This is a genomic window from Streptomyces sp. DF42, from assembly GCF_058267695.1.
Window position 1 is genome coordinate 4,651,575 of sequence record NZ_CM177859.1, and the last position, 13,162, is coordinate 4,664,736.

Below are 13,162 nucleotides of genomic sequence, written 5' to 3' on the forward strand. Positions count from 1 at the left end.
TCGCAGAGCGCCTGGTTCGTGATGATCTGCCAGGTCAGCGGTGACCCGGGAACGTGTCCTACCGCGGGTCACCGACGTCGGCGCCCCTCAACCGCCCACAACAGGCCTGGATCCGATGGCCGCGCAGGCCGCCTTGTCCGTGGGATGGCCGTCCGCCGGAAAGATCACCGGGGCGCCGAGGGCGCCCTGGCCGTCGGTGTCCGAGGACTCGCCGTGGTCGGGCTGCGCGTTCGGCATGTAGCAGGCCACGAACCGGGTCGGCCTGGGGGTGTCCGGTCCCGTGCCGGCCGCGGACTCGCCCCACATCCGCTGCCAGGCTGCCGCGCAGGAACGCGCGGCGTCCAGCGGATCGAACTTGGTCTTCAACGGCAGCTGGCTCAGGTCCGCCTCGGCCGACAGGGTGCGGGCGCACATGACGTTGCGCCCGTCCTCGTCCCATGGCCCGAGGGTAGCCACGGCCGTGGCCGTGGCACCTGCGAGGAGTGCAGCCGTGGCCGCGCCGACGAGGACCAGGCGCCGGCGCTTCCTGGAGTCTTCCGTGGCGGGCGGCTGTTCGGTGCGCCGCAGGATCTCCCGCAGTACGGCCTGGCCGTCGGCGGACTTCGCCCAGCCATCGGTGCCATCGGCGTCGGGGCACAGTGCGCGGATGGCGACGAGGTCGGGAGCCTGGCTCTGCTTGGTGGCGGTCTGCTTCATGCTGACTCCTGCTGGGCGAAGCGGGGATGGGGGTGGGGGTGAGCAAGGTCGACGGGCTCTGCTTGGTCCGCGCGGGTCAGCGCCACCCTGAAGCGTTTGCGTGCCCGGTGCAGACGCACGGCGAAGGCGGTGGTCGTGCAGCCCATGACCACCGCCGCCTGTCTGGCCGTCAGGCCGTACCAGGCGCTCAGCAGCAACGTCTCCCGGTCCTGCTCCGACAGCGCCGACAGCGCGGCGGCCACCTCGGTACGCGTCCCTATCGCGTCACCGATCTCCTCCGCCCCCGCCCGGTCGGCCATCGCCGCCATGCGCTCGGTGAGTGCCCTGTGACGCTGGTCGGATCTCACCCGGTTGGCGAGCAGCCGCCGTGCTGAGGCGAGCAGCCACGGCAGGGCGTCGTCGGGCACGGACTCGGACTTGCGCCAGGCCAACACGAAGGTCTCCGACAGGATGTCCTGTGCTGTCTCCCGGTCCGTGCGATGCAGGAGATACCCCCGGACCCGGTCGGCATAAGACGTGTAGAGGGCTTCCAGTGCCCTGTGTCCGTCGGGGTCCCCATACTCATCGGCGGTTGTTCGTCGTCGTGTCACAGCACCTCCATGGTCCCGGCCGTCGACAGCCGTAGGGCCGTCAACCGGGAGATGTGCGGCAGGGCCGGATCTCTTACAGCTTCCGCCAAGACAGACATCGCCGTCGCCGCGCTGCGGCATAACGCACGCGACACCCACCGACCGCTCGCTCTGCTCGGGCCCACACGCTCACCAAGAGGACATCACGACACTTCGCCGAAGCCCTGGTCGGTCTGCTCACCAACGGCGCGGTCCCGCTGGAGAGCAATGCTGATGCCGTGGGCGGCGGCCAACGCGGTGATAACCGTCGCCTCCACCATCCTGTGCACCGAGCTGCACGCCCGGGTTCACCTTCGGCACGGGACGCCGGCCCGGCCGTCGCGAGCACTGGCAGTCGGCCGGATCCGCCGCAGCCGCCTAGGTCGTGACCTGCGCCGCCATGTTCCTCCTCCACGCGGTGCAGTCGTTCCCCTCGATCCTGACCGCCCAACTCGTCTACGTTGGAGCGGCCGTCCTCGCCGGCACGGGCCGCTTCCTGGTCCTGCGCGTGTTCGTCTTCGCGACGGGCGGCCGGGGCCACCGGGCCGGTGCGATTTCGAAGCGCCCGCGCACCGGCTGGTTCGCGTCGGCGGCGACGCCGTCCTACGCCCTGCCGCCGACGCCGTGACCCGGGGAACAGGCACCCTCCAGGGGGCCTGCCCAAGGGGGTCCAGGGGGACAGCCTCCGCCGGGTACAGCCGGCTGCACCCTCGACCGGGTGGGTCGCTTCATGGCGGCGCCGAGGAGGCGGCGGCATCGTAGAACCCAACGGATCCCACACACTGAACCGCTCCCCGAAGGGAAACCCCATGAAGCCGCAGCGCCCCTCCCAGCCGGGCACCAGCCCGAGCACCCACGCGGGCACCCCTCCAAAGGCCCCTCACGAGAGCGAACTCGCCCCTCTCCTCACCGCCTGGGACCTGGCCCACCCGAACCCTTCCGACCCCGAGTGGCGGCACGTCCTGGACGAGATCGCCCACCCGCGCACCACGCAGGCGTTCCACCGTCTGGCCGAGGCGGTGGCTTGAACTCGTACGCCCGGTCGGGCCCCGCCCCGGCCGACGTGAACCACCGCTGCAGCCCAGACACAAGAGGCCCCGGGAAGATCCCCCGGGGCCTTTGACCGTCCGCGCCTCGAAGACACCCGCACCTCGAAGACACCTGCACCTCCTCGAAGTCACAAGAGGATCACTTCTCTCACACAACCTCCACACCCCATGCTCCCCACCCCTACGGTCATTTCACCTGAAACACCATGGGGGGACGAGATGACCAACCCGTACACCACGCCCGTACCGCCGACGCCCCGCCCGCCCGGCACCCGCCCCCTGCGCAAGCGCCCCCGCGTGTGGTTCGGCGGCGCAGGCCTCTTCGTCGCCGGCGCGATCATCGCGACCGCCGGGAGCGGTGGAAACGGCGGACAACAGCCCGTCGAAGCCAAGGTCAGGCCCGCGGCGACCATCACCGCGACCGTGACGGCCACGCCCGAGCCCGGCCCGACCGTCACCGAGACCCTCAAGGCCAAGGCGAAGCCCCGCCCCACGATCACCGTCACCAGGACGGCCGCCGCGACGGCCAGGACGGCCGGCGGCAGCAGCAGCAGCAGTCAGGACAGCACTGGTGCCGGCACCGGTACCGGCACTTGCTCGATCGTCTCCAACGCGGGCAACTGCTATACGGCGGGACAGTTCTGCCGGAACAGCGACCACGGCTCCGCCACGACCACCGCGAGCGGCGCGACGATCAGATGCACGTACAGCTCGAACGCCTGGCGTTGGACGTACGCCTGACGGGACGTCGGCGCCGGCCTCGGCGAGGACGAGGCCAACCGGTTGAGCCGGAGCCACGGATGGCAGACCCGGGGAGCGGTGCGGGAGATATCGGATTAGCCTCCGAAATGAGCGCAAAGTGGATCTTTCGTGCGCGCTCGACTCAACCAAGGAGGAGAAATGCGCAAGCTTCCCAAGGCTGCTGCGGCAGCCGCCATCCTCGGTATCTTCAGCCTCATAGGCACGGGCACCGCTTCGGCCCAGGGCATGGATGGCTCGCATGGCGGCGGGTGCAAGTCCCACGACATGAACATCGACATCCTCGGCCAGGTCGGTGTCCTCAACGGCCTGTTGGGCAACGCGCTCAACGGCGAAGGCAACCCGGGTGCGCAGGTGGCGCCAGTCGGTTCACACTGCGAAGGCGGTTGGTGAGCAGCAGGAATCGCATCACGTAGCTCATAAATGGGTCTCGGTGTCCGGGCAACCGGCCCGGCGCCGTGCCCCGTCTTGACGCGTGGTCTTTCCGTCGCCGACCAATTCCTCGAAGTGGATGCGTAGTTAGCCGTCGGCGCCGCTCCTCCGCCCCACCCGCAGCACAAGAGGCCCCGGATCACTCCGGGGCCTCTTGCCGTGTGTGCTCCACCGGACTCGTTCCTGTCGACGGCACCGGGCGCGTTCCCGCCCACCTCACCGGACGCGTTCCCGTCGGCCTTCCGACTCCCGACTCCCGCCTCACCGACTCCCGACTCTTCGGCTGGGGCGGACAGGACCCGTCGGCGGCGAGCATCGCTCGCTGGCGTCACCCGGGTGGAACAGCGCTGGCGGCGCTACGCTGCTGCGCCATGCAGGAGACGCGCCTCGACACTGCTCGGATCCGGGCGGCTCACCGGGTGATCGACCCGATTTTCCTCGACACTCCGCTGTACCGCTGTGAGGCGCTGGAGCCCGGCCTCGGATGCGCGGTCAGCATCAAGCTCGAAACGGCGAACCCGGTCCGCAGCTTCAAGGGCCGCGGCACGGAGCTGGTCGCGAGCCTGCTCGCCGAGAAGGGATCGCGGGCGGCGGTGTGTGCCAGCGCGGGCAACCTCGGCCAAGCCCTCGCCTGGTCCGGTCGCGGCCGGGGGCTCGACGTCACCGTCGTCGCCTCCCGCTTCGCGACCACGGCCAAGCTGGACCGCATCCGCGCACTGGGCGCCAGGCTGGAACTGGTCGACGGGGACCACGAGATGGCCCGCGACCGGGCGGCGGCCATCGCACGGCACGACGGCATCCGGCTGGTCGAAGACAGCCTGGACATCGAGACCTGCGAGGGCGCGGCGACCATCGGCCTGGAACTGGTCGACACCGGGCCGACGTTCGACACCGTCCTGATCGCTCTCGGCGGCGGGGCGCTGGCCACCGGTGTGGGACATGTGGTGAAGGCCTGCGCGCCCGACGTCGAGGTGATCTGCGTCCAGCCGCTGGGCTCGCCGGCGATGACACACTCGTGGCGCCGACGGCACGTCGTCACCACCGACTCGACCGACACCATCGCTGACGGCGTCGCCGGGCGGCGTCCCATCCCGGCCGTCCTGGACGACCTCCTCCTGGTCGCCGACGACGCCGTCCTGGTCCGGGAGGAGTCGATCATCGCGGGTATGCGGATGCTGTTCACCCACGCCGGCCTCGTCGTCGAACCGTCCGCCGCGCTCGGTATCGCGGCAATCCTCGAAGACCGTGACCGCTTCGCCGGCCGCCACGTGGCCACCATCGTGTGCGGCGGCAACGTCGACGTGGACGCCTACAGGCGCTGGGTCGGCCCCGAAGACCTTCGGCGACCTTCGATGGACGAATAAATCGAACACATGATTGAATCCGGCCATGCGACCGTTTCCCGCCGACCTCACCCGGGCGCAGCAGGAGTGGAGCGCCACCTACCGGCAGCTCGCCGAGCGGCCCGGCCGCACCGAGCTGCGCCGACGCCTGCACCGGCTGTCGGCTCACCTGTACTTCCACCCCTACTGGCAGCAGCGAAGGCCTGGCCCCGCGGCATGGTGCGAGCTGCGTGACCTGGGACGCCCGAACCGGGACATGCCTTGAGCGACCTCAACGCGCCACGTTCCGCCACCCGGACGCCGAAGGCCCTCGGATGACGGGCCGGAATGCGGGACCGTACATCCCGGATGATCCTGAAGACATGTCCGGACCGATTCGCGTCATCGTCCATCCGCCGTCCCCCACGGGCGGCCGACGCGTGCGCGTGGACGGCGAGATCCTCGGCCTGGCCCACAACGTGGTCGACCTGGCGGAATTCCTCCGCCGAGCCGGCCTGGAGATCGACCCTGCCGAGGTCGCGGACGCACAGTGGATCGACTGGCGCGGTGTGGGCCCGGACCACTGGGGCCCGGAAACACCCAGCTGACGCCCCCTCACCCGAGCACACCCGGAAATGCCGGCGGCCCCGGAGCGATCCAGGGCTGCCGATCTGCCGTGCACGCGAGGAGAGCGGTGTCAGTCTGCTGACGTATCCTTCCCGCCACCGCACACCGACTCGGAGGACCAAGGGACTTGACCGGCCTGCCTGCTTTCCCGCTGCCGTTTCGTGCTTCCCGTTCCATATCGTTCGCGACACCCCGAACGCTGAGGGAACTTCAGATGATGCAGTGCAGCGCCCATATTCGGGCGAAGCCGGGGTGGTTCGACAAGATGAACGATGCCGACATCGTCGCCAGATGGACGCAGGAAGCGGTCGCCCAGGGCCTCACCGAAGCGCAGGTTCGTTACGTGCTTGCCGAACTCCTGCATTACGCCGCGCTGCGGGACGGACGAACCGGCGTCGAGGTGTCCGCCGTCGACGGCGTGTGGCAGTCGGACACACTGGTCGACGACAAGCTCAGATCCCGGCTGCGCGAGGCGGTTCGGGTTCTCGAAGAGGTCCCCGAGGCAGAACGGGACTGGCATCCCGGATCCGACGGCCAGGTACTGGATCTGGTTCATCCCTCACTGTTCTGCCTGGTGAGAGAGGTGAGCGGGGCGCCCGAGCGGGCTTGGCAGAACCCGACGGACCGTTACTCGAAGTACGAGTTCTCCGAGAAATTCCAGTGGCTGCCCACGGACGTCGACATCAGTGACGACGGCGATGCCACCTTCCGTTCGTACGTCAACAACGTCCATCCCGAGACTCATCGCGAACTGGCCTCCGTCCTGCCGGACTTGTTCGCCCGCCTGCGCCCGCTACTGGAGAACGTACTCACCGATCTGCGCCACCCGCGGCCCCTGCGGATCAAGGTCGATCCTTTCGAGTGGTACGACTCGGAGCCGGAGTATCCGAACAAATCCTCCTACAGTGATCACGGGGCCTACACGGATGCCCTGAGCGCATGGGACGAGGCTTACGACAACTGGCGGGAAAACCGCCGTCCCGCCATCCCGGACGCCCCGGCCTTCACCCCGCCCGAGTTGCCCGATGAATCCGCCCGAGTCGACCTGCGCGGCCGCCGTCTCCAGGTCATCGTCAAGCTCGCCACCATTCATCTCACCCCGGACAAGCCCGAGTACCCCGGCGGTTCCTGGCATGTCGAGGGGATGATGAACGAGCGGATTGTCTCGACCGGAATTTACTACTGGGACAGCGAGAACATCACCGAGAGCCGGCTGGGTTTCCGGACGGCACTCGACGACCCGCACTACGAACAGAACGACGACGACGGCCTGCGTGAGGTCTACGGCCTGGAGGACGAAGACGCATTGAACCAGATGCTGGGATCGACCTCGACCCCAGCGGGCCGCTGCCTGGCGTTCCCGAACATCCTGCAACACCGCGTCGACGCATTCCGCCTCACGGACCCCACCCGCCCGGGATATCGCAAAATACTCGCGTTCTTCCTGGTCGACCCGTCAGAAAAGATCGTCTCCACATCCGACGTACCACCACAACAACCATGGTCCGACACCTCGACCATGACATTTGAACAGGCCAAGAACTTCCGCGAACAACTCATGCAGGAACGCAAGTTCTTCGTCGACGAACACAACGAACAACTCTACGAACGGGAATTCTCCCTCTGCGAACACTGAGCCTCTCCCGTCCTGAACCCATGCAGGTCAGGAGGGCGAGGACGGCCTGGACGACGACGCCGACGCGGCGGGGCGAACCATCTGGCCCGCCGGAGCAGTCGCCAAGGCGAGCAGTCAAGGCGAGCAGTCAAGGCGAGCAGTCATGGCGAGTGTGCTGTACCCACGGGCCTCCCTGCTTGCGACGCCTGAGGCTCACGTAAAGACACCTGTTTCTCATGCGGTGGCTCGTCGCTGGACTTGACGCGCGACAGCGTGCCAAGTTCGCCACGTCGGATTCCCCAGAGCCGGACCGCCGGCACAAGGTGGACTCGGAAGTTTTGCTATGCGCTGGCTGTCCTCGCTTATGGGCTTGAGGCTGGTGCTCCCGGCCTCCGGGAGCGCCGACATTTCCGCAGACCGGCTCAACGGCAGAGTTCCCACAGCTTCCGTCAGACGCTGAGCTTCGCAAGCTGGGGTCTTCTGGCGGGGGTTGCTGCGCTGACCTGTGAGGGAGCGGCACTCCAGCCGGGGGCGTGCCCGTGGCTAGCCCCCGCTGTTCCCCGTGGTTCCCCGTGCCTCCTCGTGGCTCCCTGTGCCTCCCTGTGCCTCCCCGCACGATCTGGACGTGGGAGGACCCCCTGGTACCGCCCGTACACGGCTCACTCTTGATCGCCATGTACTTTGTGATGCAAAGTTAAGTCTCCGACGAGTGACCGTCCGACGGTCCGCTCACGAGCGCAGCCAACGCACCGACCACAAGGGGGGCACATGGCACCATCCACACAGAGCAGCGCGGAATCGGAACCGAGGGCGGCCGCGGCCGCCGTGTTGGCTGCGACAGAAGGCCTACGAATCAGAGCCCGCACGCAGACGAGTGGCTCATGGACTCCTCTCCTTGGCTTCGGGCTCCTTGCACTGGCGGCTGCCCCGATCGCCCGGTACGCCTTCAACTTCGGAGCCCACGGGCGCAACATCGGGTCCTATCCAGCTTTCGCCTACGCCGAGCTGACCGGCCTGTGCGTCGTCCACGAACCAGGAACCCCTTGCCTGAAGGGCGAGTTCGACGGCGCCGTACTGCGCTTCGCGGCCTGGGGCGTGTGGTTCGCGCTCCTTCCCCTCGCATGGTTCGCCTTCGCCCGCTGGTACCGCCTGCGGGGCGAGGCCCGGGGCATCGTCCCCCGACGCGGCATGTGGGTGCGCGTGACCGCCACAGCCACGACATTGATCACGACAGCCCTGGTCGCGCTTCTGTTCGGCAGGGACCAGCCGTGGGAGGCCGTGCTGCTGGAGAACAGCTATGCCTCCCCGTGGTACCTGGTCGGCATCGGACTCCTCGCCCTCGGCGTGGTCGAACGCAGTTGGATCGCCGCATCGGCCGGCACCGCTCACGCCCTGCTGCTCACTGGGTACCTTGGAGCCTCCTGGGGCAGCGGATGGCTGCCGTGGCAGCACCCCGCCCACCCAGGCTGGGCCGACGGACCGCAGGCCAAGGCCTTTCTGCTCGCCGCCATCCTGCTCCTCGCCGGACTGTGCGAGTGGGCGGTCGTCCGCCGCCGGGGCGAGCCCGGCTTCGCACGTGCGGGTACGGTCATGTCATGAGCGTCGAACGCTCGACCGCCGCTCGGGACAACGAAGAGGGACTGCATCCGACCCAGGCGCTGGATGACACCGTCCATCAGCGGGTGCGGCTCGGCGTCCTCACCGTTGCCCGCGAAGCCGACCGGGTCGAGTTCAGCTTCCTGAAAAAGCAACTGGCCGTCACCGACGGAAATCTCTCCCGGCACCTGAAGGTGCTGGAGGAGTCCGGAATGATCACAGTGGAGAAGGGCTACGCGGGCCGACGCCCCCGAACGTGGATCAGTCTCACCCGCGAAGGCGTGCAGGCCCTGGACGCCGAACTCCACGCCCTACGCGCACTCGTGCTACGCCTCGAAACTCCCCGTCCCGTGCCCGCCACACCCGACAAGTGATCACCGCGGGCGCGGATGAATGTCTCCGCCCGGCGAAAACACTGCCACCAAAGCAGAAACCAGAGGCCCTGTGGATTGCTCCACAGGGCCTCTGATGTGCTGTGCACTCGGCAGGATTCGAACCTGCAACCTTCTGATCCGTAGGATCGGGCAGCCTCTTGGGAGGGTGGTCCGCCTTCTCCTGAACTGGTCGTTGACGGCGGTGATCAACCGTCTCTGTGTGCCGTCGTTGCCGTCAGGGTTGCCGTCATGCTCGTGTCCTGGGACGACCCGCGTAGGGAGCCCTTGACGGCCGGTGCGTCCGGGGTGCTCGTACGGCTCCCCGGACGCACCGGTGTCGTCAGCCGAGCTCGTCGTGGGGCGGGCTGCCGAACGCCTTGTTGAAGAGTGCCACCAGCAGGAACGCCGCCGCCGCGGCGGGGGTGTCGATCGTGCCCCAGTACGTGGTGGTGACCGGGGGCGGCGACGAAGACGTCGAAGCGCCGGTCAGGACGTTGCTGATGTCGGACCACTTGCGCATCAGTTCCAGGTTGGGCTCACCGAGGGTCATGGTGCTGTGGCTCTGGAGCATGCCTGTCATGCTCCCCGCGAGCCGCCTGCTGCGGATGCCCTCACTGACAGTGACGATGAACTGGAGCAGACCGCGGGCGAGAACGCCCTGGTTCCGGCCCTGGACAACGCCGTAGTCACGCAGGGCGTACAGGGACCCCTGCAGGCTTGCCGGGCTGATCTGGAGGTCGGCCAGGTTGGTGCCGGCCATGCCCGCGAGATCGTTGTAGTTCTCGTGGCCCATCATGTAGTCGTACGTCTTGTAGCCGTTGACGCCGGGCTGGAGAATCGCCTGCGGCAGGGCGTCGTCGCCCGTGCCCGGGCTGTTCGGGGCGAGGGGAACGTAGACGTTGCCCTGATCGGGCGCGTAGTAGTGGTAGCCGATGACGTACAGGTCGCTGAGCCGGATGATCAGGTGGATGGACTGGCCGCCGCCCTGGACCTGGAGGTCGAGGTAGGCGTTGTTGGCCTGCGGAGCGGTGACGTCGACCGCGGCGTTCCGGCCGCTGACGGTGGCCACGTTCTCCCGGTGGCCGCCGGAGGCGGTGACCAGTTCCCGCACCTGGCCGATCAGCGTCTGGTACCCCTGGTTGCCCGTGTCGAGGTCCCAGACCAACTGGTGCCAGGTGTCCGAGTTGGCGGCCAGTTCCGTGTGGGCGGGATCGAGATGGCTTGTGACCGCTGTTGCGCCGGCCGATCTCTGCGCCGAGTGGGCGGCCGGCAGCCCGTTCGCGGCGACGGCGCCCACGACGATTGCGGGTACGGCCAGTGACGCGCCCAGGCGCCGGAGAAGACGAAATGACATTGCGTTTCCTTTCTCGTCCGTGTGCCTGTGACTGCGCGCTCCACTACATCGGGGGGCGGCGGTTCCAGACCTCGGGTGCCGGGACCGTTTGCACGGGACTGGTCGACGGCACGCCCTACGCTGGCGACCCGAGAGTTGATAGGCGCCCCCCTTCGACAGGAAAATCAATTCCGCGAGGCACAGTCGGGTTGATTTACGGGGCCCGCACGGATCACTCGGGTTGATTTACGGGGCCCGCGCAGAACACTCGGGATGATTTGCGGGCCCCGCGAGGCCCACATGTCGAGCGGCCTTGAAGATCGTTCGCGTTCGCCGGCCGTGAGTCGCGCGGGAGCGCGTGAACTCCGTGCGGCCGAAGTGGAGGTCTGGCCGCGCGCTCTGTAGCCGACTGAGACGCTGCCCTTTTGCTTTGGAAGGGGCGGTGGTGGCTCGGACCACGACATGCACAGTGCTCGACGCGATACCGTGAGCCATCTCGTCAGACTGACGTTGAAAGATCTCAACCTGTGTGTTCGTTGCCTCGTCGGTCTGAGATCCAGGAGACCGATCGAGAGGGGCCGCAGGTACGGAGTGGAAGACCCACGGTGCGCGTCAGATCTACACGAACAAGTGGGTGAATCTGTTGCCGAGAGTGGCGTGAGCGAAGGCTTCGCGCATCGACAGCATGGACAGGACCCGTGGGGTGGTGTCGACAGCCGAGCGGGCCTGGTCCTGGGCAGCAGTCACGAAGGCCAGCGAGTCAGCGGGCTTGTCCTGGTACGTGCCCTGCAGGCTCGTGCAGGCAAGGACGTTGGCCATGAACTGGCGGTCGTCGATTTTCCTTGGCCAGTTGCAGGGCCTCGGTGAAGTACGCACGGGCCTGGTTGTACTGGCGGGCGTCGAAGTGGGTCCAGCCGGTGAGGCGTGCCAGCTCGGCCGCGATTCCGTACAGGCCGTTCTGGATGGACGGCGGTCGGTTCTCCTTCAAGAGACCTACGACATGGCGGAGTTGTCCGACGATGGCCGGTCGCAGTGCCTCGCCTCCGTGCTGATCGTCCCGTCGCCAGTAGTCCTCGATGGAGGAGCGGAAGGCTTCAAGTGTGGCCGCGTTCAGGCTCGTTCGCGTGGCCATGGCCAGGATGCTGTCCACATCAGGGCCGGGTAGAGCGGCGGGAGTCTGCGGCTCAGGCTCCGGCTCCTGGGGAGCCTCTCGCTCGGTGACCACGAGGTTCGCATGATCATGGAAGTCCTCGGCACAGCTCGATCCGAGTGACGATGGACCTCTACACCTTCGTGCGGCTCGACTCCCAGCGATCTGCCTTCGATCGCGTCGGCGATGCGTTGAGGGGTGACGGCAACGGTCCGGACGATGACGACGGCGCGGCCGGTGTCCTTGTAGCCGTCTGATCGGCCCCCGAATGCGGTTGCCGTCAAACACTGCCGTCAAGGCATAAGCCAGAGGCCCTGTGGATTGCTCCACAGGGCCTCTGACGTGCTGTGCACTCGGCAGGATTCGAACCTGCAACCTTCTGATCCGTAGTCAGATGCTCTATCCGTTAAGCTACGAGTGCTTGTTTTGTTTTCTTGCCGGTCCTGGTCCTTTCGGCCCGCTCGCGGCGACAGGAAGAACATTACATGACTGCCGCCGCCATGTGAAATCCGTTTGGTGCACCGCTTGTGAGCTGGGAAAACACCTGTATGAGCGGCCTCGGGAACGACGAAGCCCCGGTCGGGTGGACCGGGGCTTCGGTGATCATGCGCGGAGGCGGAGGGATTTGAACCCTCGATGGGATTGAAGTCCCAAACCGCATTAGCAGTGCGGCGCCATAGACCGGACTAGGCGACGCCTCCCGCACAGCCGCCCGCGCGAGCGCGAGTGGTGCGTGCAGATGATGACACAGTCGAGCGTGCTGTCACCAATCGACTCCTACGGTACTAGGCAGGCGGGCCGCAGGGCAAAGTCCTTCCCGGCCGCGCCGGGCCGCCGTCGCCGGTGAGGCGGTGCGCGCAACGTCATGGCGGGTGGGGCGTTAGGCAGCACATGTTGCTCGCCCGGTTCCTGGTGGTCGCCGCCACCGCCGCCGCCTCCGTCGTGCCCGCCGCCGCCCACGCCGACGCCGGCCGCCTCGCCCTCGCGCCGCCGCCCGTACAGGACGAGGACCGGGGCGGCGACCGCCTCACCGTCACGGTCCGGCACGCGGGCGACGGTACGGACGGGACGTATGTGCTCTCCTGCCATCCCGGAAGCGGCACCCACCCCGACATCAGCGCTGCGTGCGACGCCCTCGATCACCGGACCGTGTGGGGCAGGGACACCTTCGCGCCCGTGCCCGACGACAGCGTCTGCACCATGCAGTACGGCGGGCCCGCCACCGCGCATGTCACCGGGACCTGGGCCGGGCGGCCCGTCGACGCGTCGTACGACCGCAGCGACGGGTGTGAGATCGGCCGTTGGGACCGGCTCGTGCCGTTGCTGCCCGATCTGCGGCCGCACGGTCTGGCGTAGAAGCGGTGGCGGTGGAGGCGGCCGTAGGGCGGACTCCGTAAAAGTCCGGCGAAGGTCTCGCGCAGGCATGCGCAGGCCAGGGGATGCGGTCACATGTTCTGCGTCACTTCGTCGTGCGACCTCCCTCTCATCCGGCGTCGCGAGCGGAACCACTGCGCTTAGACTCCCTCGCGTGACACGTCGCGGGCAGGTTGGCAAGATGGCCCGAGCGGTCGGCAAGGTGCGGTAACAGGGAGGAAGCGTCT

General features: G+C 67.8%; 14 protein-coding genes, 2 tRNA genes and 1 pseudogene. 11 read left to right on the plus strand and 6 right to left on the minus strand.

Features of this window, described 5'->3' with window-relative positions; genetic code table 11:
• Positions 1 to 87: 87 nt before the first annotated feature.
• Both ACYUED_RS21235 and ACYUED_RS21240 read right to left on the minus strand, forming a co-directional pair.
• Positions 88 to 696: a hypothetical protein gene (locus ACYUED_RS21235; protein ID WP_491293841.1), complete on the minus strand. Its 609-nt coding sequence runs from the start codon at positions 694 to 696 to the stop codon at positions 88 to 90.
• Complete coding sequence (locus ACYUED_RS21240; RefSeq protein ID WP_491293842.1) at positions 693 to 1,286, minus strand: RNA polymerase sigma factor; 594 nt, start codon at positions 1,284 to 1,286, stop codon at positions 693 to 695. Before ACYUED_RS21240 ends, ACYUED_RS21235 begins: the two co-directional genes overlap by 4 nt.
• 418 nt (positions 1,287 to 1,704) lie before the next feature.
• Here ACYUED_RS21240 and ACYUED_RS21245 point away from each other — a divergent pair, with 418 nt between their 5' ends.
• The 10 genes from ACYUED_RS21245 to ACYUED_RS21290 all read left to right on the plus strand — a co-directional run bounded on the left by ACYUED_RS21245 (position 1,705) and on the right by ACYUED_RS21290 (position 9,078).
• Positions 1,705 to 1,932 (plus strand): hypothetical protein, encoded by a 228-nt coding sequence (locus tag ACYUED_RS21245; RefSeq protein WP_491293843.1) that lies wholly within the window; start codon positions 1,705 to 1,707, stop codon positions 1,930 to 1,932.
• Between the two features lie 181 nt (positions 1,933 to 2,113).
• A complete protein-coding gene (locus ACYUED_RS21250) occupies positions 2,114 to 2,332 on the plus strand; it encodes a hypothetical protein (protein ID WP_491293844.1) in 219 nt (72 codons plus the stop codon).
• 240 nt (positions 2,333 to 2,572) lie between these two features.
• A complete protein-coding gene (locus ACYUED_RS21255) occupies positions 2,573 to 3,094 on the plus strand; it encodes a hypothetical protein (RefSeq protein ID WP_491293845.1) in 522 nt (173 codons plus the stop codon).
• 159 nt (positions 3,095 to 3,253) lie between these two features.
• Positions 3,254 to 3,505, plus strand: a complete 252-nt coding sequence (locus ACYUED_RS21260) for a hypothetical protein (protein ID WP_266517416.1) — start codon at positions 3,254 to 3,256, stop codon at positions 3,503 to 3,505.
• A 410-nt stretch (positions 3,506 to 3,915) separates the two neighbouring features.
• On the plus strand, positions 3,916 to 4,908 hold the full coding sequence (locus ACYUED_RS21265) for a threonine ammonia-lyase (protein ID WP_491293846.1): 993 nt from the start codon (positions 3,916 to 3,918) through the stop codon (positions 4,906 to 4,908).
• A 25-nt stretch (positions 4,909 to 4,933) separates the two neighbouring features.
• Positions 4,934 to 5,152, plus strand: a complete 219-nt coding sequence (locus ACYUED_RS21270) for a DUF8825 domain-containing protein (protein ID WP_491293847.1) — start codon at positions 4,934 to 4,936, stop codon at positions 5,150 to 5,152.
• Positions 5,153 to 5,249: 97 nt separating this feature from the next.
• Complete coding sequence (locus ACYUED_RS21275) at positions 5,250 to 5,474, plus strand: hypothetical protein (protein ID WP_491293848.1); 225 nt, start codon at positions 5,250 to 5,252, stop codon at positions 5,472 to 5,474.
• Positions 5,475 to 5,620: 146 nt separating this feature from the next.
• Complete coding sequence (locus ACYUED_RS21280; protein WP_491293849.1) at positions 5,621 to 7,129, plus strand: DUF4246 domain-containing protein; 1,509 nt, start codon at positions 5,621 to 5,623, stop codon at positions 7,127 to 7,129.
• A gap of 747 nt (positions 7,130 to 7,876) precedes the next feature.
• The gene (locus tag ACYUED_RS21285) at positions 7,877 to 8,707 is read left to right on the plus strand and encodes a hypothetical protein (protein WP_491293850.1); all 831 of its coding nucleotides are present in this window, start codon (positions 7,877 to 7,879) and stop codon (positions 8,705 to 8,707) included.
• The gene (locus ACYUED_RS21290) at positions 8,704 to 9,078 is read left to right on the plus strand and encodes a winged helix-turn-helix domain-containing protein (protein WP_491293851.1); all 375 of its coding nucleotides are present in this window, start codon (positions 8,704 to 8,706) and stop codon (positions 9,076 to 9,078) included. The genes ACYUED_RS21285 and ACYUED_RS21290 overlap by 4 nt, the downstream gene beginning before the upstream one ends.
• Positions 9,079 to 9,418: 340 nt before the next feature.
• On the opposite strand, the gene ACYUED_RS21295 is transcribed toward ACYUED_RS21290, so the two are convergent.
• The 4 genes and pseudogenes from ACYUED_RS21295 to ACYUED_RS21310 form a co-directional block, all read right to left on the minus strand.
• Entirely contained in the window at positions 9,419 to 10,432 is a 1,014-nt protein-coding gene (locus ACYUED_RS21295) for a ribosome-inactivating family protein (protein ID WP_491293852.1), read from the minus strand.
• 618 nt (positions 10,433 to 11,050) lie between these two features.
• Positions 11,051 to 11,891, minus strand: a pseudogene (locus tag ACYUED_RS21300) (NsdA family TPR-like regulatory protein); the annotation flags it as partial.
• Between the two features lie 18 nt (positions 11,892 to 11,909).
• Positions 11,910 to 11,982: transfer RNA gene (locus ACYUED_RS21305), tRNA-Arg, on the minus strand.
• Between the two features lie 189 nt (positions 11,983 to 12,171).
• Positions 12,172 to 12,262: transfer RNA gene (locus ACYUED_RS21310), tRNA-Ser, on the minus strand.
• A 190-nt stretch (positions 12,263 to 12,452) separates the two neighbouring features.
• Here ACYUED_RS21310 and ACYUED_RS21315 point away from each other — a divergent pair.
• Complete coding sequence (locus tag ACYUED_RS21315) at positions 12,453 to 12,917, plus strand: SSI family serine proteinase inhibitor (RefSeq protein WP_491293853.1); 465 nt, start codon at positions 12,453 to 12,455, stop codon at positions 12,915 to 12,917.
• Positions 12,918 to 13,162 lie beyond the last annotated feature (245 nt).